Origin of the sequence: Patulibacter minatonensis DSM 18081, from assembly GCF_000519325.1 — a bacterium.
Lineage (GTDB): Bacteria > Actinomycetota > Thermoleophilia > Solirubrobacterales > Solirubrobacteraceae > Patulibacter > Patulibacter minatonensis.
The window spans coordinates 1,974,181-1,998,944 of sequence record NZ_KI912613.1 but is presented as its reverse complement, the minus strand read 5'-3'; the positions used below and the strand labels follow the sequence as shown (position 1 = coordinate 1,998,944).

Annotated in this window: 28 protein-coding genes; 18 read left to right on the top strand and 10 right to left on the bottom strand. The window is 75.4% G+C overall.

Annotation, left to right across the window (positions count from 1 at the left end):
* Positions 1 to 15 precede the first annotated feature (15 nt).
* Complete coding sequence (locus PATMI_RS34220) at positions 16 to 456, top strand: cupredoxin domain-containing protein (protein WP_051471259.1); 441 nt, start codon at positions 16 to 18, stop codon at positions 454 to 456.
* A 105-nt stretch (positions 457 to 561) separates the two neighbouring features.
* Here the strand turns inward: PATMI_RS34220 and PATMI_RS0109210 are convergent, their stop codons facing one another.
* From PATMI_RS0109210 to PATMI_RS34215, 4 genes are all read right to left on the bottom strand, one after another.
* Positions 562 to 1,053 carry an ester cyclase gene (locus PATMI_RS0109210; RefSeq protein ID WP_026910678.1) on the bottom strand — a complete coding sequence of 164 codons (492 nt, stop codon included), beginning with the start codon at positions 1,051 to 1,053 and terminating at the stop codon, positions 562 to 564.
* A 100-nt stretch (positions 1,054 to 1,153) separates the two neighbouring features.
* The gene (locus PATMI_RS28720) at positions 1,154 to 1,891 is read right to left on the bottom strand and encodes a trimeric intracellular cation channel family protein (RefSeq protein WP_051471258.1); all 738 of its coding nucleotides are present in this window, start codon (positions 1,889 to 1,891) and stop codon (positions 1,154 to 1,156) included.
* Positions 1,892 to 1,906: 15 nt separating this feature from the next.
* Complete coding sequence (locus PATMI_RS0109200) at positions 1,907 to 2,737, bottom strand: thiazole synthase (RefSeq protein ID WP_026910677.1); 831 nt, start codon at positions 2,735 to 2,737, stop codon at positions 1,907 to 1,909.
* A 214-nt stretch (positions 2,738 to 2,951) separates the two neighbouring features.
* Entirely contained in the window at positions 2,952 to 3,605 is a 654-nt protein-coding gene (locus tag PATMI_RS34215; RefSeq protein WP_051471257.1) for an HAD-IA family hydrolase, read from the bottom strand.
* Positions 3,606 to 3,894: 289 nt separating this feature from the next.
* On the opposite strand from PATMI_RS34215, the gene PATMI_RS28710 reads away from it, so the two are divergent.
* Together PATMI_RS28710 and PATMI_RS28705 are read left to right on the top strand one after the other, a co-directional pair.
* Positions 3,895 to 5,400: an aminotransferase class I/II-fold pyridoxal phosphate-dependent enzyme gene (locus PATMI_RS28710; protein WP_036725571.1), complete on the top strand. Its 1,506-nt coding sequence runs from the start codon at positions 3,895 to 3,897 to the stop codon at positions 5,398 to 5,400.
* A 226-nt stretch (positions 5,401 to 5,626) separates the two neighbouring features.
* Positions 5,627 to 6,637, top strand: coding sequence for a M48 family metallopeptidase (locus tag PATMI_RS28705; RefSeq protein WP_051471256.1), 1,011 nt, complete (start codon positions 5,627 to 5,629; stop codon positions 6,635 to 6,637).
* Positions 6,638 to 6,654: 17 nt separating this feature from the next.
* On the opposite strand, the gene PATMI_RS0109180 is transcribed toward PATMI_RS28705, so the two are convergent.
* The gene (locus tag PATMI_RS0109180; protein WP_026910676.1) at positions 6,655 to 7,527 is read right to left on the bottom strand and encodes a glycoside hydrolase family 113; all 873 of its coding nucleotides are present in this window, start codon (positions 7,525 to 7,527) and stop codon (positions 6,655 to 6,657) included.
* A 250-nt stretch (positions 7,528 to 7,777) separates the two neighbouring features.
* On the opposite strand from PATMI_RS0109180, the gene PATMI_RS0109175 reads away from it, so the two are divergent.
* A complete protein-coding gene (locus PATMI_RS0109175) occupies positions 7,778 to 8,557 on the top strand; it encodes a hypothetical protein (protein WP_026910675.1) in 780 nt (259 codons plus the stop codon).
* 13 nt (positions 8,558 to 8,570) lie between these two features.
* Here PATMI_RS0109175 and thiS read toward each other — a convergent pair whose 3' ends face one another.
* Both thiS and thiO read right to left on the bottom strand, forming a co-directional pair.
* The gene (thiS, locus tag PATMI_RS0109170) at positions 8,571 to 8,780 is read right to left on the bottom strand and encodes a sulfur carrier protein ThiS (RefSeq protein WP_026910674.1); all 210 of its coding nucleotides are present in this window, start codon (positions 8,778 to 8,780) and stop codon (positions 8,571 to 8,573) included.
* On the bottom strand, positions 8,773 to 10,071 hold the full coding sequence (gene thiO / locus PATMI_RS28700) for a glycine oxidase ThiO (RefSeq protein ID WP_036725569.1): 1,299 nt from the start codon (positions 10,069 to 10,071) through the stop codon (positions 8,773 to 8,775). The genes thiS and thiO overlap by 8 nt, the downstream gene beginning before the upstream one ends.
* A 218-nt stretch (positions 10,072 to 10,289) precedes the next feature.
* On the opposite strand from thiO, the gene PATMI_RS0109160 reads away from it, so the two are divergent.
* The 5 genes from PATMI_RS0109160 to PATMI_RS0109140 all read left to right on the top strand — a co-directional run bounded on the left by PATMI_RS0109160 (position 10,290) and on the right by PATMI_RS0109140 (position 14,470).
* Positions 10,290 to 10,649, top strand: coding sequence for a hypothetical protein (locus PATMI_RS0109160; protein WP_157260691.1), 360 nt, complete (start codon positions 10,290 to 10,292; stop codon positions 10,647 to 10,649).
* Positions 10,650 to 10,760: 111 nt separating this feature from the next.
* A complete protein-coding gene (gene thiE, locus PATMI_RS0109155; protein ID WP_026910672.1) occupies positions 10,761 to 11,429 on the top strand; it encodes a thiamine phosphate synthase in 669 nt (222 codons plus the stop codon).
* 138 nt (positions 11,430 to 11,567) lie between these two features.
* Positions 11,568 to 12,191, top strand: coding sequence for a hypothetical protein (locus PATMI_RS0109150; protein ID WP_026910671.1), 624 nt, complete (start codon positions 11,568 to 11,570; stop codon positions 12,189 to 12,191).
* A 127-nt stretch (positions 12,192 to 12,318) separates the two neighbouring features.
* Positions 12,319 to 13,698 (top strand): dihydrolipoyl dehydrogenase, encoded by a 1,380-nt coding sequence (gene lpdA, locus PATMI_RS0109145; protein ID WP_026910670.1) that lies wholly within the window; start codon positions 12,319 to 12,321, stop codon positions 13,696 to 13,698.
* Between the two features lie 7 nt (positions 13,699 to 13,705).
* The gene (locus tag PATMI_RS0109140; protein WP_026910669.1) at positions 13,706 to 14,470 is read left to right on the top strand and encodes a DsbA family protein; all 765 of its coding nucleotides are present in this window, start codon (positions 13,706 to 13,708) and stop codon (positions 14,468 to 14,470) included.
* Positions 14,471 to 14,560: 90 nt separating this feature from the next.
* Here PATMI_RS0109140 and PATMI_RS0109135 read toward each other — a convergent pair whose 3' ends face one another.
* Positions 14,561 to 14,818, bottom strand: coding sequence for a hypothetical protein (locus PATMI_RS0109135; RefSeq protein WP_026910668.1), 258 nt, complete (start codon positions 14,816 to 14,818; stop codon positions 14,561 to 14,563).
* A 191-nt stretch (positions 14,819 to 15,009) separates the two neighbouring features.
* Between PATMI_RS0109135 and PATMI_RS0109130 the strand changes: the two genes are divergently transcribed.
* The 3 genes from PATMI_RS0109130 to PATMI_RS0109120 all read left to right on the top strand — a co-directional run bounded on the left by PATMI_RS0109130 (position 15,010) and on the right by PATMI_RS0109120 (position 17,601).
* A complete protein-coding gene (locus tag PATMI_RS0109130) occupies positions 15,010 to 15,552 on the top strand; it encodes a metallophosphoesterase family protein (protein ID WP_211241720.1) in 543 nt (180 codons plus the stop codon).
* A gap of 102 nt (positions 15,553 to 15,654) precedes the next feature.
* Positions 15,655 to 16,815 carry a dihydrolipoamide acetyltransferase family protein gene (locus PATMI_RS34210; protein WP_051471255.1) on the top strand — a complete coding sequence of 387 codons (1,161 nt, stop codon included), beginning with the start codon at positions 15,655 to 15,657 and terminating at the stop codon, positions 16,813 to 16,815.
* 54 nt (positions 16,816 to 16,869) lie between these two features.
* Complete coding sequence (locus PATMI_RS0109120) at positions 16,870 to 17,601, top strand: 2-oxo acid dehydrogenase subunit E2 (RefSeq protein ID WP_026910666.1); 732 nt, start codon at positions 16,870 to 16,872, stop codon at positions 17,599 to 17,601.
* 15 nt (positions 17,602 to 17,616) lie between these two features.
* Here PATMI_RS0109120 and PATMI_RS0109115 read toward each other — a convergent pair whose 3' ends face one another.
* Positions 17,617 to 18,246 carry a hypothetical protein gene (locus PATMI_RS0109115; RefSeq protein ID WP_026910665.1) on the bottom strand — a complete coding sequence of 210 codons (630 nt, stop codon included), beginning with the start codon at positions 18,244 to 18,246 and terminating at the stop codon, positions 17,617 to 17,619.
* Positions 18,247 to 18,290: 44 nt separating this feature from the next.
* Between PATMI_RS0109115 and PATMI_RS34205 the strand changes: the two genes are divergently transcribed.
* From PATMI_RS34205 to PATMI_RS0109095, 4 genes are all read left to right on the top strand, one after another.
* A complete protein-coding gene (locus tag PATMI_RS34205; protein ID WP_051471254.1) occupies positions 18,291 to 19,601 on the top strand; it encodes a polysaccharide deacetylase family protein in 1,311 nt (436 codons plus the stop codon).
* Positions 19,598 to 20,347, top strand: coding sequence for a lipoyl(octanoyl) transferase LipB (gene lipB, locus PATMI_RS37360; protein WP_051471253.1), 750 nt, complete (start codon positions 19,598 to 19,600; stop codon positions 20,345 to 20,347). Before PATMI_RS34205 ends, lipB begins: the two co-directional genes overlap by 4 nt.
* Before the next feature lie 75 nt (positions 20,348 to 20,422).
* On the top strand, positions 20,423 to 21,445 hold the full coding sequence (gene lipA / locus PATMI_RS0109100; protein WP_026910664.1) for a lipoyl synthase: 1,023 nt from the start codon (positions 20,423 to 20,425) through the stop codon (positions 21,443 to 21,445).
* Complete coding sequence (locus PATMI_RS0109095) at positions 21,442 to 21,963, top strand: acyl-CoA thioesterase (RefSeq protein ID WP_026910663.1); 522 nt, start codon at positions 21,442 to 21,444, stop codon at positions 21,961 to 21,963. The genes lipA and PATMI_RS0109095 overlap by 4 nt, the downstream gene beginning before the upstream one ends.
* A gap of 186 nt (positions 21,964 to 22,149) precedes the next feature.
* Here the strand turns inward: PATMI_RS0109095 and PATMI_RS0109090 are convergent, their stop codons facing one another.
* Positions 22,150 to 22,488 (bottom strand): hypothetical protein, encoded by a 339-nt coding sequence (locus PATMI_RS0109090; RefSeq protein ID WP_026910662.1) that lies wholly within the window; start codon positions 22,486 to 22,488, stop codon positions 22,150 to 22,152.
* A gap of 59 nt (positions 22,489 to 22,547) precedes the next feature.
* Between PATMI_RS0109090 and PATMI_RS36600 the strand changes: the two genes are divergently transcribed.
* Both PATMI_RS36600 and PATMI_RS0109080 read left to right on the top strand, forming a co-directional pair.
* Positions 22,548 to 22,685 carry a hypothetical protein gene (locus PATMI_RS36600; protein WP_157260689.1) on the top strand — a complete coding sequence of 46 codons (138 nt, stop codon included), beginning with the start codon at positions 22,548 to 22,550 and terminating at the stop codon, positions 22,683 to 22,685.
* A gap of 268 nt (positions 22,686 to 22,953) precedes the next feature.
* The gene (locus PATMI_RS0109080) at positions 22,954 to 24,741 is read left to right on the top strand and encodes a bifunctional lysylphosphatidylglycerol flippase/synthetase MprF (protein ID WP_026910661.1); all 1,788 of its coding nucleotides are present in this window, start codon (positions 22,954 to 22,956) and stop codon (positions 24,739 to 24,741) included.
* Positions 24,742 to 24,764: the final 23 nt, after the last annotated feature.

Sequence of the window (24,764 nt, the reverse complement as noted above, 5' to 3'; positions counted from 1 at the left end):
GGCTAGGATGCCCGCATGACCGCTTCGACGGACCGCTTCCACCGCCGCTCGTTCCTCGGAATCGCGGCGATCGGGGTCCTCGGGCTGACCGTCGCCGGGTGCGGGGACGACGACGACCCGGTGGCGACCGGCGGCGAGGAGCAGGCGCCCGGGACGACCGCGAACGCTCCGGTCCCGACGACGGACGAGCCGCAGGAGGCCGTCGTCGACATCTCGATGAAGGACATCGAGTTCCAGCCGAAGGTCGCGACGGTGAAGGTCGGTCAGCGGGTCGTGTGGACGAACCGCGAGGGCGTCCAGCACGACGTGCGGGCCCTGAAGGGCGCGACGTTCCACTCCGAGCTCTTCGGTGAGGGCGGCTCGTTCTCGTTCACGCCGAAGAAGGCCGGGACGATCTCGTACGACTGCTCGGTGCACCCGGGGATGACGGGGAAGCTGAAGGTCGTCGAGGCCTGAGGCCGGTCCGGGCCGGGCCCGGTCCGGTCCGGTCCGGTCCGCGCCGCGGGACCGACGGCGTCGGCACCCGGAGGCGGGCCCGCAGGACGTCGGCGCGGCCCGGGGTCACTTCCCCCAGAGCAGCCCGAACCCCTGGATCGCCCGCACCGCACGGTCGCCGACGGTGCCGGACTGCGGCAGCACGCCGAGCTGGACCGACGCGGCGTAGCGGTCGGCGAACAGCCGGGCCCGGTGGACCTTGTGGGCGGTCGCGTCGAGCTCGAGGACGAGCATCCCGTGGACGTGCACGAAGCGGTTCGTCGCCGGGACGCCCAGGAGCGCCTCGGTGTGGTTGCCGACCAGGCGCATCGGCAGCGCGACGATCCGGTCGCCGTCGTGCAGGACCGGGCCGGTGGCCTCGAAGGACGCGTCCGGGAACGCCGCCCAGATCAGCGCCAGGTGGTCGGCCACGCGCTCGGGACCGAGGAGCGGGGCGGACGCGAACGCGTCCTCGTAGTGCACGTCGTGGGTGACGAGCGCCGCGACGGCCTGGCGGTCGCGGCTGCCGAGCGTGCGGATCACGCGCCCCTGCAGGGCCTCGCCGTCGATCTCCTTCATGGACGGATCATGGCGGGTCGGGCGGGACGCGTCGGTCCGGACGTGTTCCGGGGCGGCGACCGGCGGGCGGGAGGCGCCGGCCGGGGGGGGCGCGTCGGGGTCAGTGATCGGCGGGCGGGGCGTCCTCCGGCGCCGGGCCGCCCCCCGACGGAGAACCCGACCCCGGCGCACCCCGGCGTCCCCGCCCGAGCCGGACCTCCGCCGCGGTGCGGGTGCTCAGGCCGCGGTGGACGGCGAGGAGCCGCAGGCCGACGGTCACGACCATCGAGACGGCGATGCCGGCCGCCACGCTGTCGGCGAGCCGGTCGACCGCCACGTACGTCGCGCTGCCCGCCGCGGCCGCCAGCCCGTAGATCGGCCCGGGACCGAAGATGTACGGCCGCTGCCCGCTGAGGACGTCGCAGAGCACCCCGCCGGCCGTCGCCGCGACCACCCCGACCGCCGCCGACGACACGGGGCCGAGCCCGGCGTCCAGGGCCTTCGACGCGCCGACGATCGCGAACAGGCCGAGGGCGAACGCGTCGAAGAGGTCGAGCAGGTCGTCCAGGCGTCCCGCGTGCGGGTGCAGCACGAGCATCACGACGCCGACGCCGAGGGCAACCGGCAGGTACGAGTCGCTCGTCAGCGCGACCGGCATCTGGTTCAGCAGCAGGTCGCGGACCACGCCGCCGCCCAGGCCGCCGAGCACGGCCAGCCCGATCGTCCCGGTCAGGTCGAGGTCCCGGCGGACCGCGACCAGCGCCCCGAAGACCGCGCCGACGGCGACCGCGGCGAGGTCGAGCCCGAGCGGGACGGTGACGGTCGCGGCGGCGAGCGGGAGGACGTCGGGGGTCGGCACGGGTGGGCGGTGGCCCTACAGGTCGGGCGTCCCGGTGACCGGGGTCGAGGGGAGCGCGTGGGTGCGCCGCGGGATCCGCCCCGAGCCGCGCGCGAGGCGCCCGGACTCGACCGCCAGGCGGATCGCGCGGGCCATCCGGACGGGGTCCTCGGCACGGCTGATCGCGGTCGCGCACAGCACCGCGTCGCAGCCGAGCTCGAGGGCGAACGCGGCCTCCGACGCCGTCCCGATCCCCGCGTCGAGCACGACGGGGACGCCCGCGCGCTCGACGATCAGCTCGATGTTGTGCGGGTTGCGGATCCCGAGGCCCGAGCCGATCGGCGACCCGAGCGGCATGACCGCGGCGCACCCGACGTCCTCGAGGCGGCGGGCCAGGACGGGGTCGTCGGTCGTGTACGGCAGGACGACGAACCCGTCCGCCACGAGCTCCTCCGCCGCGGCGAGCAGCTCGACCGCGTCGGGCAGCAGCGTGCGGTCGTCGCCGATCACCTCGAGCTTGACCCAGTCGGTGGCGAACGCCTCGCGGGCGAGCTTCGCGGTCAGCACCGCGTCCCGGGCCGTGAAGCAGCCCGCGGTGTTCGGCAGCAGCGCGACGCCCGCGGCGGTCAGCGCATCCACGAGCGACCCCTCGATGTCGGTGCCGCCCGACCCCGCCCGGCGCAGCGCGAGCGTCACGAGCTCGGTCCCGGACTCGGCGACGGCCCGCTCCAGCGTCCGCATCCGGCTGAACCCGCCGGTGCCGAGCAGCAGGCGCGACGAGAACGTCCGGTCCGCGATCGTGAGCGGGTCGGCGGCCGGGGTCAGCGGGTCCGTCGGGACGGCGGCGGGGGTGGGCTCTGCGGCCATCGACCAAGGGTACGGCGGGGGCGGCGCGAGCGACCGGGACGACCGGCCGGCGTCCGGTGCCGCAGGGCGGACGGGCCGGGCCGACGGACGACGCCTGGCCGACGGACGACGCCTGGCCGACGGGCGACGCCTGGCCGACGGGCGACAGCCGGGGCGGCGGGCGACAGCCGGGGCAGCGGGCGACAACCGGGGCGGCGGGCGGGCCGTCGGCGCCCTACGCGATCCCGAGGCGGTCGGGCAGCGTCGCGACGGGCGGCTCGAGGAACGCGAGGTCGGCCGCGGCGGCGCCGTCGCGGTCGAGGTCCTCGTCGCCGAGGTGGGCCACGGCGTCGGGCGGGAGGTCCAGGAGGCGCAGGGCAGGCGTGAAGATCCGAGGGTCCGGCTTCGCGACGCCCTCGCGGCCCGACGTGACGACGCCCGCGAAGTACGGCGCGAGGCCGAGCCGCTCGAGGTGCTCCGGCAGGCCCCAGTCCCAGTTCGACACGACGACCATCGGGACCCCCGCCGCCCGGACGCGCTCGAGCGCCGGGACGACGCCGGGCAGCACGGTGAACTCGAGGCAGGCCAGGAACCCGTCGACGAAGGCCTCGTCGACGGAGCCCGCGAGGTGCAGCTCGCGGGCGATCAGCGCGGCGCACTCGCGCTGGAGGTCCCGCATCGCGTCGGCGTCCCGCGCCAGCGCGTGGTGCGCCCGGTAGTGCGCGATCTCGGCCTTCAGGGCCCGTTTCAGGTCTGCCGGCTCGCGCGGCTCGCCCCGCCCCGCGACCAGCCGGCCGAGCGCGGGGACCGGATCCTCGAGCGTCACGAGGCACCCCATCGCGTCGATCGTCAGACCACGGACCTCTCGACCGTCGGGCAGCGTCGGCATGCCGAGGATCTTCGCGATCGACGGCGGCCGCTGCGGATTCCTGCTGTCGAGCGGCAACGAGCCGCAGCGCCCCGCCGGCCGGACCCGGGTGCCGCGGATTCCTGCCGTCCAGCGGCAACGAGCCGCAGCGCCCCGCCGGCCGGACCCGGGGGCCCTCCCCTCCGGAAGGCCAGGAGGCCGCGAGGTCCCGCCTCGCCTCGCCGCGACGCTCTGCCGACCCACCGCGCCGGATCCACCGCGGTCCGTCGACCTCGCGGGCTCCGCCCGTCCCCGTAGCGTCCGTGGGAACGTGCCCGCCCCGTCCGACCCGCAGCCGACCGCCCCGTACTTCGACGCGCTCGTCGCCTACGGGCTGCGCGGGGCGTCGCGGTTCCACGTACCCGGGCACAAGGGCGGCCGGAGCGCCGATCCCGGGTTGCGGCACGCGATCGGGGACAACGCGCTGGGCCTCGACATCCCGCAGGACATCCACGGGATCGACGCCGGGTCCTCCCCCACGCCGTACGAGCGGGCGGAGGCGCTGGCCGCCGAGGCGCACGGCGCGGCGCGGACGTTCTTCCTGACCAACGGCGCGACCCAGGGCAACCACGCGCTGACCCTCGCCCTGGCACCGCAGGGCGCCCGCGTCGTGGTCCAGCGCAACTCGCACGCGTCGATCGTCGACGGGCTCGTCCTGTCGGGCGGGACCCCGACGTTCGTGGCGCCCGAGTACGACGACGACCTCGGCATGGCGCTCGGGGTCGACGCGGAGGCCCTGCGCGCGGTGCTCGCCGGGCACGCCCCACCCCGCGCGATCTTCGTCGTCTCCCCCACCTACTACGGCATCGCCGCCGACATCTCGTCGCTGGCCGCGGTCGCGCACCGGCACGACGTCCCGCTGATCGTCGACCAGTCGTGGGGGCCGCACTTCGGCTTCCACCCCGGGGTGCCCGAGAGCGCGCTGCGGCTGGGCGCCGACGCCGTCCTGACGAGCACCCACAAGATCGCGGGGTCGCTGACGCAGAGCGCGATGCTCCACGTCGCCGACACCGAGCGCGTGTCGATCGAGGCGGTCGCCCGGTCGCTGCGGCTGCTGCGGTCGACGTCGCCGTCGTCGCTGCTGATGGGCTCGCTCGACGCGTCCCGCCGCCAGATCGCGGTGCACGGCGAGGCCCTGCTGCACGAGACGATCGCGTCCGTCGCGACGCTCCACGCGAAGATCCGCCGGACGCCCGGCCTGGACGTCCTCGACGACCGGCTCCGCACCCGTCCCGGCGTCGGCGGCTGGGACCCGCTCCGCGTCGTCGTCGACGTCCGCGGGATCGGCCGCACCGGCTACGAGGTCGCCGACGCCCTCCGGGAGCGCTACGACGTCAACGTCGAGCTCGCCACCCACGCGGTCGTCGTGCTGCTGCTCGGGATCGGCGAGGACCCGGTCGCGCTGCACCGCGTCGGCGGCGACCTCGACGAGATCGCGCGGCGCCTGCGCCGGCCGGGCGACGGCACGACCGTCCCCGCACCGCGGGCCCCCGCCGCCGTCGCGGTCCTGCCGCCGCGCGAGGCCTTCCTCGGCCCCGGCGAGACGATCGACGCCGACCGCGCGGCCGACGAGGGCCGGATCTCGTGCGAGTCGATCGCCGGCTACCCACCGGGGATCCCCGCGCTGCTCCCCGGCGAGCGCGTCACGCCGGAGATCGTCGGCTACCTGCGGCGGCTGGTCGAGGCGGGCGCCCGGCTCCACGGCGCGGCCGACCCGGCGCTGCGCACGATCCGGGTGCTGCCGGCGGGATACGGCCAGGACCCGCCGGTCGCCTGAAGGACGGGCACCGCGCCAGTTCGTCGCCGGCGCCCTCCAGGCAGGCCGGCCGCGCCTCGCGGCCGCCCTCCGGCGCAGGCCGCCCGCGCCTGGCCGGCGCGCACCGACGATCAGGCGGGCCGGCCGGGAATCCACCGGAACCTGCGCATTCCCCGGTCGTCCGCCGAATCGCCCGCCTTCACCCCGCGGTGGCGTGCAGGCGCTCACCGGCCAGTAGCCTCGCCGCATGAGCGGCGACGACGACCTCCCGGTCCCCGGCTACGTCCTGAAGGAGCTGGATCCGAACGTCCTCCGCCATCCGGCCGACAAGGCCGCGACCGCCGCGCTCTCCACGATCCCCGGGGTCAACAGGATCGTCCGGATGCTGATCGAGCTCGGGTACGAGCGGGCGCTCCGCCAGCAGCTCCTCGCGTCGTCGGTGCGGCTGTCGCTGCAGCAGCTCCCGGACGTCTACGACCGGCACCGCAGCGCGTACACGACGCTCGACCTGAGGACCACGCCCGAGCTGTACCTCGCCGAGCACCCGAGGTCGAACGCGATGACGGTCGGTTCGCAGGAGCCGCTCGTGCTCGTCCACTCGCGGCTCGTGGAGGGCCTCGACGCGCAGCAGCAGCGGGTCGTGTTCGCCCACGAGGCCGCGCACGTGATGTGCGACCACGTCCTCTACGGCACGGTGCTGCAGATCGTCCTGCGCCTGAGCGGTGGCCTGCTGAGCAAGTCGCTGCCGACCGCGCTGCCGTTCATCGCGATCCAGAACGCGCTGCTCGAGTGGTCCCGCGCCGCGGAGCTGACGTGCGACCGGATCGCGGCGCTCGCCGTCCGCGACCCGCTGCTCGTCTGCAAGACCCTGATGTCGCTGGCCGCCGGCACCGCCAGCGACCGCCTCGACCTCGGCGCGTTCCTCGCCCAGGCGGACGACTTCGGCAAGCGCAGCCGGGGCCTGCCGGGCACGTGGACGAAGATCAACCTCCAGCTCGGCGGCACGCACCCGCTGTCGGTGCAGCGCGCGCACGAGCTGATGGACTGGGTCAAGAGCGGCGACTACGAGCGCATCCGCGACGGCGTGTACCCGAAGCGCGGCCAGGAGGACCCGAACGTCCGCGAGGAGGCGAAGGCCGCCGCCGACCACTACCGCGAGAAGTTCCAGGGCGCGTTCAAGGACGTCGCCGGGCAGGCCGAGGGCGCCGCGAAGTCGATCGGCGACTGGCTGAACAAGAACCTCGGCGACAAGAACTGAGCCGGCGCACCGCGCGATCAGCGCGGGAACCGCTCGAGCAGGTGCAGCATCAGCGGCTGCGCCAGGGTGTAGCGCTCGACGTCGGACCCGGGGTCGTCGGCGAACCGGTTGTAGAGCCAGAACCCGTCGACCCGCCCTCTGAAGTCCTCGATCGTGGCGGCCACGCGGTCCCGCTGCGCGTCGTCCCCGCCCGGCAGGTCGGCCCGGCTGCCGAGCTCGGTGAAGCAGACCGGCAGCCCGCTGCGGCGACGGACCGCGTCGAGGTCGCGGGCGAGCCGGCCCGGCGGACGGTCCCGGTCGGACTCGCCGGGGAACCAGTCCACCCCGACGAAGTCCAGCGCGTCGAGCCACCCGGTCGGCGCGGGACGCCGGTCGCCGGGGACGAGCGCGTCGTAGTTGCACGCCACGCCGACCCGGACCCCGGGCGCGCCGCGTCGGACCACGTCGACGCACGCCCGCCACTCGCGGTCGGCCCCGGCCAGGGCGCAGAGCTCGGTGGCGACGACGAACCGGTCGACGACGCCGGGGTGCCGCGCCGCGACGGCGGCGAGGGGCTCCAGGACGCGGGCCCGGTAGTCGGCGAAGAAGCGCTCCCGCGCCGCGCCGGACGGCGCGATCTCCCCCCGGAAGCCCTCGTCGACCCGGTCGACGTGCGGCTTCAGCGCGACCCGGAGCCCACGGGCGCCCGCCGCCCGCACGGCGTCCTCCAGCGCCGCGAGCGTCGACGTCTTCTGCGGGTGCGCGACCACGCGCTCCCCCGCGGCGTCGTCGGTGTAGAAGGTCGGTACCAGGACGGCGCGGTCGGCCCGCAGCCCGTGGCGGAGCCGGTCGATCGCCCCCGTCGCCTCGGCGCGCGCGAAGTCGTCGGGCGTGAACGCCACGAGGTTCACGCCGAGCTCGGGTGGGGCCGCGGACTCGGCGGGCGCTGCACGTCGGCGGAGGAACGACAGGGGACCCCGGCGCCGGTCGGGGAGGTCGCTGGATGTCGGGATCCCCGAGGTGTACCAGGGGACGGGACCGCATCGGGACCGCGCGCCCTTCCGTCCCGCGAATGCGCGGCGTACGCTGCGCCGACGCCGGCCGCTCGCGGCCACTCCTTCCGTGCACCGCCGTGCGCCACCCCATCCGAGAGAGGTCCTGATGCGCCCACGTCGTCCCGCCGCCCGGCTCGCGGCGCCCGCCCCGTTCCTCGCCGCCGCCGTGGCCGCCGCGGCGCTCGCCGTCCCGACGGCCGCCCCGGCCGCGGCCAAGAAGCGCCACGCGCCCTGCCCGACGAACGGGACGACGCTCTACCGCGCGTCGAAGTACGCACCGATCGGGCTCCGGGTCTACCGCGTCGGCGACGAGCTGCGCGCGTGCACCCGCCAGGCCGGGAAGGCCCGGCGCATCCGCGTGCTCGGCCCATGGACCGCCGAGACGCAGGTGGCAGCCCAGTACGGGCTGCTCGTCTGGACGGCACGGACCACGGCGCCGGACGGGACCGCGGCCGACGTCGTCCGTGCCATCGAGACGAGCAGCGGCCGGCGGGTCCTGACCGTGACGAAGGCCGCCGTCGCGACGAGCCCCACGACCCCGGCGGCCGCCGACACGGTCCTGACGCTGCGGACCGACGGGCAGGCGATCGCCTGGGTCACGTCCCGCGGTCGCGTGGCGCTCCGCGTCCCGTTCCCGAACAAGGTCCCGGCCCGATCCGACGGATCGCAGGCCTTCCACGTGGGCGCGATCTACGGCCTGCGCGACGTGGGCGCGGCGCTCGCCCCCGGGTTGGTGGACGGGCTCCGGTTCCTCGACGACAGCGAGACCGACGAGTGCGGCGGCACGATCTCGCAGCGGCTCGTCATCCCGCCGGTCGAGGGCGTGCCCGGCGAGTACTTCGGCTACTACGAGGCGGAGGCCACGCCGGCCCCCGGCTGCAACTGACCGGCGTCCGCGGTCAGCCGCCCTGCATCGCGACGAGCACCTCGACGTGCTCGCCCGCGACCAGCGCCCGGGTCGCCCAGGTGCCGCGGGCCACGACCTCGCCGCCGATCGCGACCGCGACGCCGCGGCCGTCGGCCGGCAGCCCCATCGAGACCACGAGGTCGGTGACGGAGCGGCCCGCGGCCTCGCGGGGCTCGCCGTTGACGTGGACGGTCTCAGGCACGGGCGTCCTCCGGGACGGTCGGGCGTGGGGTGGGTGGTGCAGGTGGAACCGCGGGTGTCGGATCGTCCGGTGCGACGGCGAACCGCGCGGGCGCGACCAGGCCCGCGACCCGGGCCCCGTCGAGGATCGGCTCGCCGGACGACCCCGCACCGGCGATCTGCTCCGCCAGCACCGCCCCGGTGAGCGGGGCCAGCAGCACCCCGTTGCGGTGGTGTCCCGTCGCCCACCAGAGCGCGTCGACCCCCGCCGCCGGGCCGATCGCCGGCAGCGCGTCGGGCGTCGTGGGCCGAAGGCCGGCGAGCGTCTCCTCGACCTCCAGGTCGAGCAGTCCGGGCACGAGCTCGTACCCGTCGCGGAGCAGGTCGTGCAGCGCCCACGCCGTCGTCGCGAGGTCGAACCCGCGCTCCTCGGTGGTCGCGCCGAGGACGTAGCGGCCGTCGCCCCGCGGGACGACGTAGCCCGTCCCGAACCGCAGGACGCGCTCGAGCAGCCCGGGCCCGGACGGGTCCCGCAGCACCAGGAGCTGCCCCTTGACCGGGCGGACGGGCACGCGCGCGGTGTCGGGGACGCCGTCGACGCTCCACGCGCCGGTCGCCAGCACGACCGCCCCGGCGCGCAGGACGCGCCCGTCGTCGAGGGCGACCCCGGTCGCGCGCGGCGCCCGGCGCGCGCCGGCGCGCTGCTCATCGGCCGGGGACGCGCGGGAGGTGCCGCGTCCGTCGACCAGCAGCCGCTCGACGCCCGCCCGCACGACCTCGACGCCGTGCCCGGCGAGCGCGCCCGTGAGCGCCCGGACGACCACGCGCGGATCGACGGCGGCGTCGCCCGGGATCGCGAGCGCGCCGCGGAGCGTCGGGGCCAGCGCGGGCTCCAGGCGTCGCACGGCGCTCGGCAGCAGGCGCTCGACGGGCAGGGCGAAGCGCGCGCAGACGTCCGCGAAGCGCCCGAGCGCCTCGGCCTCGTCGCGGTCGCGGGCCAGCGCCAGCGTCCCCGCCGCGTGCAGGGGCACCTCGATCCCGGACGCCGCGTGGAGCGCCGCCGCGAACGCGGGCCAGCGCTCCAGGCCGGCGCGCCCGACGGCCAGGTGCCCCGGATCGTCCGGCTCGGTCTCGGTGACGGGGGCGAGCATGCCGGCCGCGACGCGGCTCGTCGCGCCCCCGGGGGCCCCGCGGTCGACGACGCGGACGGACGCCCCGCGCCGGGCGAGCTCCCAGGCGACCGGCAGCCCGGCGAGCCCGGCGCCGACGACGAGGACGTCGGTGGGGCGGTCGGTCGACGGGCGGGCGGGCATGGCGTGTCGCGCGCCCGCATGACCGGGCGGCTCGGCGGTCGGGGACCTTCCCCCTCTCAGCCCGGTCGGGCTCCCGTCACGGATGGCTCGGCCCGATGGTAGCTCGGCGGAGTTGCCCGAGCGGCTCGGCCGGCCCGACCGCCGCGGCACCCGCCGCACATCGCGGACCGTCCGTGCGAGGCTGCGGCCGTGCGTGATGCCCGACCCGCCATCGCCCCGTGACCCAGCGCCGGGCCACGCGCATGCCGACGCACCTCGGCGCCGCCGTCATCGCGGGGCTCGGGCTGTTCGTCGGCGTCCTCCTGGCGCAGCTCGCCGTCCGCATCATCGACATCTCCGGCGGCACCGCGCTGCTGCTCGAGTTCGTGATCCTCGTCGGCTGGACCGCGTGGATCTGGGCGGCGCTGCCCGACCGCTTCTTCCAGATGCCCGGCGCGAACCCGCACGACGAGCCGGAGCCGTGGATCGACCCGAAGGACCGGGACGACGGACGCCTGACCCCGGAGGAGCTCGAGCGCCGCGAACGGGACCGCCCGGCCGGCCGGCACGGCGACCCACGGGACGATCCGCCGGCCTGAGCGTCGTCCGACCGGCGGGACGGGAAGCCCGGCACCCCGCGCGCCCGAGCCGCACCGGCCACCCGTCGACGCCCGGTCTCCCCGGGCGGCCGGGGTGGCAGACTCCGCGCCATGACCCCCGAGGAGCGCCGGGCGCGCTTTGCCGCCGTGCACCTGTACCTGGTGGCCCCGCTCGCGCCGAACGGCCGCACCCTCCTCGACGTCGCCACCCACGCGATCGCCGGCGGGGTCGACGCGCTCCAGCTGCGGGACAAGACCGCGACCGACGAGGAGATCGTCGTGGCGCTCCGCGGCCTGCGGCAGCTCTGCGACATCACGGGCACGCTGCTGGTGCTGAACGACCGCCCCGACCTGGCCGCGGCGGGCGGTGCCGACGCGGTCCACGTCGGCCAGGACGATCTGGCCGTCGCCGACGCCCGCGCCATCGTCGGCGACGACCTCCTCGTCGGCCTCTCGACGCACAGCGCCGAGCAGATCGACCTGGCGAACGCCGGGGGCCCGGACGGCGACCCGCGCGCGACGCCCGACCACATCGGCGTCGGCCCGATCCACGCGACCCCCACCAAGGAGGGCACCGCGCCGATCGGGACCGGGCTGATCGGCCACGCCGCCGCCGGCGACCTGCCCTTCGTCGCGATCGGCGGCATCGACGCGACGACGATCGGGGCGGTGCTGCGGGCCGGCGCGCCCCGCGTCGCGGTCGTCCGTGCGATCGCCGACGCGGACGACCCGCGCGCCGCCGCGGCCCTGCTGCGCGGCGCCATCGACGCCCGCCGCTGAGCTCGCGCCCGGCGCGGCGGGGCCGCCGCCGCGCGACGCGATCGACGCAGGCCACCGAGGTCCCCGCCGGCACGGCGGCGGACCGGGCGGACGGGGCGCGGCCCCGCCGCCGGCCGCCTCCCGGCATGATGGAGGGTGATGGCCGATCGCAAGCGCAAGCGCAAGCGTCACGCGGGCGCGCAGGGACCCGCGAAGAAGCCGACCCAGACCGCGACCCGGACCGCCCCGTCGCCCGCCGCCCGGTCGACCGGTCAGGGCGCCGCGCGTCCCGCCCGCGGAGGCGGGAACGACGCGATGAAGCGCGGCTACGCCAAGGCCGAGCTGAAGAACATCGAGGCCCGCAAGGCGCTCGAGCCGATCAGCGCGGAGAACCGCCCGCGGATCGTCCTGATCGCCTGCGCCTGGCTGCTCCTGGCGTGCGTCAGCCTCGTCGTCTCGATCATCACCGCCGACGGCAAGGGCGCGCTCGGCCAGCGCTTCGGCAACGCCCTGATGCTCGCCGTCGTCCTCGTCGCGGTCTGGGGCACGTTCCGCCTGCGGCCCTGGGCGATCCTCGGTACCCAGACGCTGTTCGCCCTGGCGTTCGTCTTCACGATCCTCGCCGCCGTCTTCAGCGACAAGGTCCTGCTGTCGATCGGCCTCGCCGTCTCGGGCCTGATCACGGGATGGATCTTCTACCGGATGATCAACGTCATGGCGCGCGTCCAGAAGATGGAGCTCATCCGCCGCGGCGAGCTCGACGAGACCGCGCCCGGCACCTGAGCCACCCACCGGACGGGTGGTCGCCCGGACCGGAATCCCTAGGCGGGACGGGCGATCCGGGGCGGATCGGTAGGGTCGAGGGAAGAGTCTGCAAACGACGCTTCACCGCAGGAGAGAGGCCCCACACATGGCGCAGTACGACACGATCGTCATCGGTTCCGGACCGGGTGGCTACGTCGCCGCGATCCGTGCGGCGCAGCTGGGGCTGAAGACCCTCGTCATCGAGAAGGCCGTCGTCGGCGGGCGCTGCCCGACCGTCGCGTGCATCCCGGCGAAGGTCGTCCTGCGGTCGGCGGACATCCTCACCGAGGCGCGTGACGCCGGCGAGTTCGGGCTGAAGATCTCCGGCATCGAGGTCGACTTCGCCGGCATCGCGGAGCGTCGCGACAAGGTCATCGGCCAGCTCACCGGTGGTGTCGCGCAGCTCCTGAAGAAGAACGACATCGAGTACCTCGAGGGCGAAGCCTCCCTCAACGCCGACGGCGGCGTGACGGTGAACGGCGAGACCCACACCGCCTCCAAGGGCGTCCTGCTGGCGACGGGTTCCGTCCGTCGCTCGATCCCGGGGGTCGAGTACGGCGGCCGCGTGATCGGCACCGAGGAGGCCTGGGCGTTCACCGAGCTCCCCGGATCGATCGCGGTCGTCGGCGCCGGCGCGTCGGGGACCGAGATCGCCTCCGCGTACGCGCGCCTGGGGTCGAAGGTGCAGCTGTTCGAGTTCCTCGACCGCGTGCTGCCGTCCGAGGACGTCGACATCTCCCGTGTCGCGAACCGCGAGTTCAAGAAGCAGGACATCGACGTCCACGTCTCGACGAAGGTCGCCGACGTCCAGACGTCCGACAGCGGCGTGTCGTTCACGTTCCAGAAGGGCGAGAACGAGAAGCAGCAGGGCCAGGCCGACTGGCTGATCATCGCGACAGGCCGCGGCCCCGACGTCGAGGCGCTCGGCCTCGACGCCGCCGGCGTGAAGCTCAACGACCGTGGCCTGATCGACGTCGACGGGCGCCTGCGGACCTCGGTGAAGGGCATCTGGGCGATCGGCGACCTCGTCCCCGGCCCCGCGCTCGCGCACAAGGCGTCCGACGAGGGCGTCATCGCCGCCGAGGACATCGCCGGGGAGAAGACGCACCCGATCTCGCACGTCGACATCCCGCGCGCGACGTTCTGCAAGCCGAACGTCGCGTCGTTCGGGCTGACCGAGGCGCAGGCCAAGGAGCAGGGCTACGACGTCACCGTCGGCAAGGTCCCGTACGGCTCGGTCGGCGGCGGCACCGTCTACGGCGAGTCCGGCACGATCAAGATCATCGGCGACAAGAAGTACGGCGAGCTCTTGGGCGGCCACATCGTCGGCGCGAAGGCGACCGAGATGATCCAGGAGCTCGTCAACGTCAAGGCGCTCGAGGGCGGTTACGCCGAGGTCGCCCGCTCGGTCCACGGCCACCCGACGCTCAGCGAGGCCGTCCTCGAGGCCGCCCGCGCCGCCGACGGCTGGCTCATCCACGGCTGAGCAGCGCGTGAGCACCGACGCACCGGGCCCGGGCGACGCGGCGCTGCCGCTGTCGCAGTGGTCGCCCGGTGCGCCGGCCGCCGACGAGCCCCTCCACCCCCCGGGCGGCCACGACCACGGCGAGGGGCACGTCGGCGACGACCACGGGGCCGGTGGCGCCGACGACGGCGTCCCCGATCCGGAGGGCCCGCCGGCCTTCTACTTCGACTTCCGCGACCCCGAGTCGTACCTCGCCGCCGAGCGCGTGATGCGCACGATCGGCGTGCCCGCGCCCTGGGTGCCGATCGACTCGACGCGGCTGCCCGGGCCGCATGTGTGGGACGGCTTCCGGTGCGAGAGCGACGCCGCTGCCGCCCGTGAGCGCGTCGAGCGGATCGCCGCCGAGCGCGGCATGCAGCCCCTCCGCTGGCCGGCCGAGCTGCCGTTCGACAGCACCCTCGCGCTGCGGGCCGCCTGGTACGCCAAGGGCCTCGGGCGCGTCGTCTCGCTCAGCCTCCCGGCGTTCCGCCAGGCGTACGCCGGCGGGCACGACCTCTCGACCGAGGCGTTCGTCCTGATCTCCGCGTCCGCGGCCGAGATGCACCCCCGAGCGGTCCTCCAGTCCCTCGGACGAGCACCGGTGATCGACGCCCTGGCCGCGGCGACGGACCGGGCGATCGAGCGCGGCGTCCGCTCGACCCCGGCGATCTGGACGGGCGACCGCGTCTTCCACGGCGACGCCGGCGTCGACGAGGCCGCGGCGTTCTTCGCGGCCCGTGCCGCCGCGTCCTGACGTCGCCGCTCAGTGCCCCGCCTGCGGCGCGACCGGTCCGACGTCGTCCCGTCGCCTCCGCCGGTCCGGGCGTCGCGGCGGCCCCCGGGCTCAGCCCTCGTCGAGGTCCAGGCCGAGGTCGAGCTGCTCCTCGTGCTCGTCCGGGTCGGCCTGTCGACGCCGGCGGGCCGCCTTCTTCCAGTGCCGGACGATCTCGCGCGACGTCGCCGCCCGCCACGAGACGCCGCGGCACACGGGCTCGACCCGCAGGTCCCCGCCGGGATCGACGCCGAGGACGAGCGCCATGAACCGGCGACCCTTCTTGTCGACCTCGACGATGTCCCCCGTCTCGATGGGCGCCCGACGCACGCGGCGAGGCTAGACGGTCGACCGGACGCAGCGGCAGTCCGAACCCCGCCGGCGGCCGGACGCGGGCGGGTGGGGTTCGACCGGTCCGGCCGGCGGGCGCCCACGGACGTGCGAGCGTGCGGTCCGGTCCGACCCGATCGCACGCGATTGTTCACAGAACAACAACCTCACGCCGTCGATACTTCGCCACCGTGAGCGCGGTGCCCTCCTCCGCCGACGGTCAGGTCGCGTCACCCGACGCGCGGATCGCCATCCTGAGCGACACCCACTTCCCCCAGCGCGGGCGGACGCTCTGCGACGCGGTCGTCGCGCGACTGCACGACGCCACGGCGATCATCCACGCCGGCGACTTCTGCGACGGGCCGGCGCTGGAGGAGCTCGAGGCCGTCGGCCCGCCTGTCCACGCGGTCCTCGGGAACAACGACGCGGCCCTGCGCGGGCGACTCCCGGAGCAGCTCACCGCCGTGATCGCGGGCGTCCGCATCGGCGTCGTCCACGACGCGGGCCCCCGGTCCGGACGCCTCCGACGGCTGCGCCGACGCTTCCCGGACCACGACGTGGTCGTCTTCGGCCACAGCCACATCCCGCTGCACGAAGAGGCCGAGGACGGCTTCCAGATCGTGAACCCCGGCAGCGCCACCGACCATCGCGGGCGCTGGCCGGTGCACACGATGGGCGAGCTCGTGGTCCGGGACGGCGTCGCGGCCTTCGGGCTCCTCGACCTGCCCGACTGACGCCCCGCGACGCCCGACCCCCCGTCCGCCTCCCCCACGGTCGTCTGGTCCTCGGGCGGCCCGCCGCCGCGCGCGCGGAGAGCGCGCCTACCTTTGGTGGTCATGCCCGAGGTCCTCATGCCCCGGCTCTCCGACGCCACCGCGGAAGCCACGATCGTCGCCTGGCTCGTCCCGGACGGCACCCTCGTGCGCGTCGGCGACGAGGTCGTCGAGATCGAGACCGACAAGGCCACCACCGCGTGGCCGGCCGACCACGAGGGCGTCCTGTCGATCGCGATCCCCGCGGGCCGCACCGTGTGCCCCGGCACGGCGATCGCCCGGATCGGCGACGGGCCGGCGGGCGGGACCACCGGCGCCGGGACGAACGGCGCGACGGGCAACGGCAAGGCGACCACCGACGGCGCAGCGACCAACGGCGCCGAGGCCACCGACCAGACGGCCACGCAGGGCCCGGCCGCCGACGGCGTCACGGCCAAGGGCGTGTCGCCGGGCGACGGCGCGCCCGGCGACGGCGCGGCGGCGAAGGCAAGGCCCACCGACGGCGCCGACGACGACGCGGCCCCCGGCGCCCCGACGCTCCGCGAGCCCACCCGCATCGAGCGTCTCGTCTCGGAGCGGATGGTGCAGAGCCGCACGGAGATCCCGGAGTTCACCGCCTCGGTGGACATCGACCTCGCCGCGGCGCTGCGGCTGCGGAGCGACCTGAAGACCGTCGGCGCGCCCGGCGGTGGCGGCCGCACCCCGTCGGTCAACGACCTCTTCGTCAAGGCGTGCGCGCTCGCGCTCGTCGACCATCCCCGCGTCCGGAGCGCCTGGACCGACGAGGGCGTGCTGCAGCACGAGCGGATCGACGTCGGCGTGGCCGTCGCCACCGACGACGGCGGGCTCGTCGTCCCGGTCGTCCGCGGCGCCGACCGCCTGGGGCTCGCGTCGCTGGCGGCCGAGACCCGCGACCTCACGGGCCGCGCGCGGAAGGGCCGGATCACGCCGGCCGAGATGGCCGGCGCCACGTTCTCGATCAGCAACCTCGGGGCGATGGGCGTCACGCACTTCACCGCGATCATCGGTCCCGGTCAGGGCGCGATCCTCGCGATCGGCGCCGCGGTCGACCGCTTCGTCCCGGTCGACGGCGCCCCCGTCCTCCGCCCGGTCTGCACGGTCACGCTGAGCAGCGACCACCGCGTCATCTACGGTGCCCACGCCGCCGCGTTCCTCGACCGTCTCCGCACGATCCTCGAGCACCCCGGCGCCCTCGCCTTCTGACCCCGCGGGCCGGGCCGGGGGACGACGGACCCGACGTGCCATGCTCGGAGGAGCATGAGCGAGCCCACCGACCTCGTCACCCCGACCGCCGACGTCTCGGTCGTGGAGGGCACCAAGCGCGGCACGTCGACGTCGAAGATCCCCTCGAAGGTGCAGACCGCCATCGCGCGGCGGATGGCCGAGGTCCGGGCGACGGTGCCGACCTGGACCGCGTCCGTCGACGCCGACGTCGAGGAGCTCACGGTCGCGCTGTCGGGCGAGGTGCGGCTCGTCGACGCCGTGATCCGCGCGGCCGGCCTGGCGCTGGTCGAGCACCCGCGGGTCAACGGGGCGTGGCGGGACGGGAAGCTCGAGAGCTGGACGCAGGCGAACGTGGCGCTGGCGGTCGACCTGGACGGCGAGTCGATCGTGCTGCCGACGATCCAGGACGCCGGTGGGCAGTCGCTCGGCGGGATCGCCGCCCGTCGTGCCGAGCTGCAGCTGAAGGCGCGCGACGGGTCGCTCCGCGCGCCGGACAGCGCGGGTCCGACGTTCGCGCTGATCGACGGCGGGGACCACGGCCCGGACCGCTTCGACGCGATCATGCCGCCGGGGGTCGGGGCGGCGCTGGCGGTCGGCTCGCCGCGGCTGCGGCCGTGGGTGATCGGCCGGGCGATCGAGCCCCGGCACGTCGTGACGCTGACCCTGACCGCCGACCACCGCGCGATCTACCCGTCGCACGGCGGCGCGTTCCTGCGCACCGTGGCCGACCTCCTCGAGGACCCGCGCCGGGTGCTCGAGGGCTGACGGCGCCCCGACCCCTCACGACCCGTCGTCGGCCTCCCGGGCGGCGACCGCGTTGGAGCGGGGGTCGCTGTCGGCCCTCGCCCGCGGGACGCCGCGGTCCTCGCCGACGATCGCGCACCACGCGCGGTCGGGGCGCCCGACCGGGAAGCAGACGCGGAGGACGTCGACCGAGAGGCGTCGGACGTTCGCCTCGTCGAGGCGCTGGATCGCGTAGGCGGGGGCTCGGCGCTCCGCCAGGCGGCGGGCCTCGGCGACCTGGGCGTCGAAGCGCTGCTGCTTCTCGACGACGGCCGGGCGGTGCAGGATCCCGCCCACGCACAGCCCGAGCACGCCGAGGCCGACCGCCACGGACGCCGCGCGGTCGCGGGCGACGATCCGGGGCAGCGACGGGTCGCGACGACGCAGGACCCGCGCGATGACGATGCCCCCGACCGCCGAGAGGACCGCCACCAGGCCCAGCAACAGGAGGATCCCGCGTCCGGTGACGCCCGGATCGCCCGTCGGCGGGAGCACCGCGAGGATCAGGACGCCCGCGGCGACCGCCGCGACGTAGGCGATCCGGGCGCTCTGCCCACGGACCTTCCACCGCAGGCGCGCGAGCCAGAACGGGGGCTCCGCCCGGCGGGCGGATCGGGGCCGGCGCATCGGTGGAGTCTATGCACGGATGGCCCGTGGTCTACCGTGGTCGTGTGGCTCCCGCCGGACCGCCCTCCGACCCGCCCGACCGTCCCGACGACCCGCGCAGCCGGGAGGTCTCGGACTGGGACTGGGGCGGCGACTGGGACGACCCGGCCGGCGACGACGCCCTCGGGACCGACCGGCAGCGCGCGGCGCGCGGGGACTCCGCGGCGGGCCCGCAGGACCGCAGGGGCGGACAGGCCGACCGCGCTTCCGGCCGCGGTGGCCGGACCGGCCGCGGCCGGTCCTCGGACGGGCGCGACGCCGACGGTCACGGGCCCCGCGGCGACCGTCCCGACGACCGCGACGCCGACCACCGGTCCCGCCGGTCCGGCGCGGCGGCGACCGGCGACCTCGACCCCGACGACGCCGCGCCGCACCCGGCGCTCGACGCCCCGCGCACGCGTCCCGCCACGCTCAGCAGCACCGTCGTGCGCCGGCGCCGCGCGACGGCCGTCGGCGGCGGTGTCGTGGCGCTCCTCCTGGTCGTGCTCGGCGCGACCGCCATCGCCGGCGGCGGGGGCGACGACGACCCGCAGGCACCGAAGGCCGACGGCGGGCAGCTGCAGAACCTCACCGGCGTCGCGGCCCGGGCGAGCTCCGACATGCTCGAGCGGTCGGCCGCGGTCGAGAAGTACGCGCGGATCGGCCTGCCGATCTACTGCGGCGCCGGGAAGAAGCCCTGGGTGGCCCTCACGTTCGACGACGGCCCGAGCCCGGAGCTGTCCCCGAAGTGGATCTCGCTGATGGCCAAGGAGGGCGTCCCGATGACGCTGTTCAGGATCGGCCGGAACATCCCCGGGAACGAGGAGTACGTGCGGGTCCAGCGCAACCTCGGCTGGGACTCCGGGTCGCACACCCAGACCCACCCGCCGCTCGCGTCGCTCAGCCCGAAGGACCAGCGCGACGAGATCGTCAAGGGGATCTTCGCCAGCCAGCGGGTCCTCGGCCGGCCGCCGCAGCTGTTCCGGCCGCCGTACGAGTCCCACAACGCCCAGACCGACCGGATCGTCAAGGAGCGCGGCGACGTCGAGGTCCTCTGGAACGTCGACACGCAGGACTCGCTCGGCGGCACCTCGGTCGACCAGATCGTCGAGACGGCCAAGAAGGGCATGAAGCCCGGCTCGATCATCCTCATGCACGAGGTCAAGCCGAACACGCTGACCGCGATGCCCCGGATCATCGCCGCGCTGAAGGAGCGGAACCTGAAGCCGGTGACGATCTCGCGCATGCTGGCGAGCGACGGTCCGTCGGAGGCCCAGCTGCGCAAGGGCTACGACGGCTGCGACGTCGACCTCACGCCGGGCAAGGCGTCGTCGTGAGCCTCCTCACCGGCGACGGCACGCTCGGCGTGGCGTGGCTCGGCAGCGTCCCGTACGCGGAGGCCCTGGACCTGCAGGAGCGCCTGCGCGAGGCCCGGGTCGCCGGCGAGGTCGGCGACCTGCTGCTGCTGCTCGAGCACCCGGCCGTCTACACGCGGGGCCGCCGCGCCACGCCGGACGAGCTGCCGCTGGGCGCCGACTGGTACGCGGAGCGGGGCATCGAGATCGTCGACGTCCGCCGCGGCGGGAAGGTCACCTTCCACGGTCCCGGGCAGCTCGTCGGGTACCTCGTGGCCGGGACCGCCGACGTCATCGGCGTCGTCCGGGCGCTCGAGCGCGCGATGGTCGTGCTCGCGCGCGAGGACGGGGTCGACGCCCGCGGGCGCAACGACGAGGGCATCGAGTACACCGGCGTGTGGGTGGAGGACCGCAAGCTCGGCTCGATCGGCCTCCACCTCTCCCGCGGCGTGACCACCCACGGGGTCGGCCTGAACGTGGTGACGGACCTGACGCCGTTCTCGTGGGTCGTCCCGTGCGGCCTGACGGCGCCGATGACCTCGCTGGCCCGCGAGACGGGTGCGCCCGACCTCGAGCAGGACCCGGCCCTGGACGGCCCCGCCGCCGTGCGCGCGGCCGGCGAGCGGTTCGCCGTGGCCCTCGGCGCCGAGCTCGGCGTCGACGTCGCCCCCGCGGACGCCGACGAGGTGCGGGCCGCGGCGGCGGCGCGCGCGACCGCCGCGGGCTGAGCGCCGCCGACCACCGTCCGGGAGCCGTGACCGTGCCCACCGGACCGGCAGGGGCATCGCGCTACGCTGGAAGGCGTGTCCGAGGCTCCGTCCAGCGCACAGCTCCCCGTCCGTCAGACCCGTTCGCGGGCGAAGCCGGGCGGGATGGACGTCACGAAGGTGCTGGGCAACCAGACCGTCGGCTATCGCGAGCGCAAGCCGTCGTGGTTCAAGGTCCCCGCCCCGGGGTCGCCGAAGTACCGCGAGCTGCGCGACACGATCAAGGAGAACAACCTCAACACGGTCTGCCAGGAGGCCGCGTGCCCGAACATCGGGGAGTGCTGGGAGCGCGGCACCGCGACGTTCATGATCCTCGGCGACACGTGCACCCGCCGGTGCGGCTTCTGCCACGTGATGACCGGCACCCCGACGTGGGACGACCCGCTGGAGCCCGCCCGCGTGGCCCGGTCGATCTCGATGATGGGCCTTCGCCACGCGGTCGTCACCTCGGTGGACCGCGACGACCTCCCCGACTACGGCTCCCGCATCTGGGCGGCGACGATCCAGCAGATCCGCCGCCAGTCGCCGGACACGAAGATCGAGACCCTGACGCCGGACTTCCGCGGTGAGGAGATGCCGCTGGCGACGGTGATCGCTGCGGGTCCGGACGTCTTCAACCACAACGTCGAGGTCGTCCCGCGGCTCTACCAGGTCGCGCGCCGCGGCTCGACGTTCATCCGCTCCTGCCGCGTCCTGAAGAACGCGTCGGAGATGAACGCGTCCGGGATGGGCCGGCCGGGGATGAAGACGAAGTCCGGGCTGATGGTCGGACTCGGCGAGACGTTCGCGGAGGTCGTCGAGACGATGAAGATGCTGCGCGCGGTCGACGTCGACATCCTCACGATCGGGCAGTACCTGCGACCGACGGAGAACCACCTGCCGATCGTCCGGTACTGGCAGCCGTCGGAGTTCGACGAGCTCGCCCGCATCGGCATGGAGGAGCTCGGCTTCTCCCACGTCGCCGCCGGTCCGCTGGTGCGCTCCAGCTACCACGCGGACGAGCACATCGACCAGGACCGGCCCGGCATCGGGCCGCTGGCCACCACCGGCGCCGCGTGAGCGACACCGTCGCGGGCCCGGGCGGCGCGTTCCCGACGGCGCTGACCGACGCCCCGCCGCCGTGGGCGCCGCCGGCCGCCGACGTCGCGTCGGGCCCGATCGAGCTGCCCGTCCGGGTGCGGTTCCTCGAGTGCGACCCGCAGGGCGTGCTCGCGCACCCGCGGTACCTCGACCTCTTCGACGACACGTACATGCGGCTGAACACGACCCGCCTGGGCGGGTTCGCGGCCATGATGCGCGGCGGCATCGAGACCCTCGTGGTGAAGACCGAGGTCGACTTCGCGAAGTCGGCGCGCGCCGAGGAGGAGCTCGTCGTCGTGCTCGACCTCGAGCGCCTCGGTCGCTCGTCGGTGACGCTCCGCTACCGCGCCCTCGGCCGGGACGACGGCGAGCTCCGCGCGCAGGCCCGCACCACGTACGTCTGCGCGCACGTGGGCGAAGGCCGGTCCGTCGCGTTCCCCCGCTGGATGCGCGAGCGGTACCTCGGGCTCGGCGGGCCCGGGTCCGCCCCCACCTGACCCCACGGGTCGACCCGAGCAGCCGCTGCAGCCCGCCGGCGACGTCGCCGCAGTCGCCACCGGCGAGGGCGTCCAGGCGCGGACGACGAAGCACCTGGAGCCCGGCGCGAAGAAGCTGACGATCGACGTCTGGTGGCGCACCGACGGGGCGCCGGTGAAGGCGGGCTCGATCCCCGACACCGGCTTCTACAACGAGCAGTCCGGGATCTCCGCCCCGTCGACGCTCGAGGTCGGCAAGAACGCCGCCGGCACCCCGGTCGCGCTGATCCGGACCTCCGGCAAGAACGACATGCCTCCGGACCGCACCACCGCCATGGACCTGCGGACCGGGAAGACGTCGCAGCTCCCCACCACCCGGGACGGCCTGCTCGTCGGCGGCTTCGCGCTGGACCACGGCACCGCCTGGTTCACGCTGTACCGGAAGAACCCGACGTCGTGCTCGACCGCGGCCCTGTGGCAGGCCCCGATGCGGGGCACGACGCTGGGCAAGGCGAAGAAGGTCCGGACGTCCAGGCGCGGCGACATCTGGTTCGACGTGCTCGCCGACCAGGACGCCGCAGGCGAAGGGCGCGAAGAAGCAGCAGGTGCTGCTCGGCAGCGACTACGAGACCTCGCCGTCGTTCGCCGCGCTGGATCCCGCCTCGGGACGCCTGCTCACCGCGGGGCCCGGCCCCGACGGCACCGCCCAGATCGGCCTCAGCGGCGTGGCGTTCAAGCCCTGAGCCTCCGCGGGACCGGGCCCGCGACGACGCGGTGCCCGGGGGCCGACGACGACGCGGGGGCGGTGCGGCGCCGCGCCGCGTCCGACCCCGCCCGCCGCGGCGCCCCGCCATCCGTCCAACCGCCGACGCGCCACGACCACGGCGTCGTGTGCAGGAAACCGCCGCTGAGCAGGAGGAACGGCACACATCGCCGCCCGCGGAGGACGCCGTCCACTGGCGTCCAGACGCTCTCAGCCTCCGTTCATGCGGCCCTGCCACCATGCCGCGCGTGCCGTCGCAGTCCCATCTGCTCACCGCCGGTCTCGGCCTGCTGCTCATCGTCGTGGTGCTCGCCGTCCTGGCGCACCTCTCGCGGCGACGCAGCGTGCACGTGCCGCTCGTCGCCGGGGTCGCCGTCGCGGCGTCGGGGTTCGCCAACCTCGCGTCGACGCTGAACCCGTCGGACGACGGCCGGCTCGAGCTGCTGCGGGAGACCGTCGGCGCCGGCGTCCCCGACATGGCCCGCGCGCTCGCGGTCCCGGTCGGGATCACGCTGCTGCTGGCTGGCCGCTACCTCGCCCGGCGCCACCGCCGCGCGCTCGACGTCGCCGTCGGCTCGCTCGCGATCCTCGCCGTCCTGAACGTCGTGAAGGGCCTCGACGTCGCCACCGGCATCGCGACCGGCGGCGTCGCCCTCGTGCTCTGGGGCGCGCGCGGGGCGTTCGACGTCGAGCCGCTCCAGGAGCGATGGACGTCGACGATCGGCACGATCGCCCGGATGGCCGTCGGCGTGCTCGCCGCCACCGTCGCGGCGCTCGCCCTGGTCACCTGGCGCGACGGCGGCGACGCGTCCTTCGGCACGATCGTCCACGAGTCCCTCGCGCTCCTGACGCTGGCCCGCGACACGACGTTGCCGATGCCCCACCACATGGGCTGGCTGCCGGGCGCCATCGGCGTCACCGGCCTGATGACGCTCCTCCTCGCGTTGGTCCTGCTCTTCCGCCGCCCGCCGGTCGACGCCGACTACGGCGCCCGCGAGCGCGCCGGCGCGGTCATCGCCCGCCACGGCACCGACACCCTCAGCGGCTTCGCGCGCCGGACCGACGTGATCCCGCACGTGACCGCCGACGGCCGCGCGGCCGGCACGTTCTCGATCCGCGCCGGCGTGCTCTTCGTCGGCGGCGCCCCGAGCGGTCCCGACGACGCCGTCGACGAGCTCCTCGACGAGCTCCGCGGGATCGCCGACCACCACGACGTCCGGATGGCCGTCCTCTGCGCCGGGCAGGAGCTCGCCGACCGCGTCTGCGGCCGCACCCGCATGAAGGCGATGTACATCGGCGACGAGGCGATGATCGACGTCGCGAGCTTCACGACGAAGGGCCGCCCGCTGAAGAAGGTCCGCCAGGCCGTCGGGCGCGTCGAGCGGGAGGGCTACACGTCGGAGGTCGTGCGGATCGGCGACATGGACACCGCCACGCGCGCCGACGTCGCCGCCGTGATCACCGCCTGGGGCGAGAAGGAGGCCCACGGCTTCTGCATGGAGATGCCGCTCGCCGACGCCGCCTCCGCCGACTCCCTCGCCGTGCTCGCGCGGGACGCCGACGGTCGCGTCCGGGCGCTGATCCACGTCGTCCCGAGCCCCGCCGGCGGCAACTGGTCGCTGTCCTCCACGCCGCACGAGCGCGGCCTGCCCAACGGCGTCGTCGACTTCCTCGTCGTGAAGATGATCGAGGAGGCGAAGGCGCGGGGCATGGAGCGCGTCTCGCTGAACTTCGCCGCCTACCGACAGTGGATCCACGAGCCCCGCACCCGCTGGGAGCGCACGATGGGCCCGGTCGTGAAGTTCCTCGACCGCTACTTCCAGATCGAGCGCCTGTACCGCTTCAACAAGAAGTTCGACCCGGCCTGGGTCCCGCGCTACATGCTCTACGACGGCCGCACCGCGCAGCTCCGCACGATGTGGGCGGCGATGCTCGTCGAGGGCCAGATCCGCCTGCCCAGCGTCCCGTTCCCGCGCGCCCTGTCGCTGCGGCCCGCGCGCCGGGCGATCGGGCCGGCGCGGGCGCCGCGCGGCTGACCGGCGGGCCGTCGCGCAGCTGA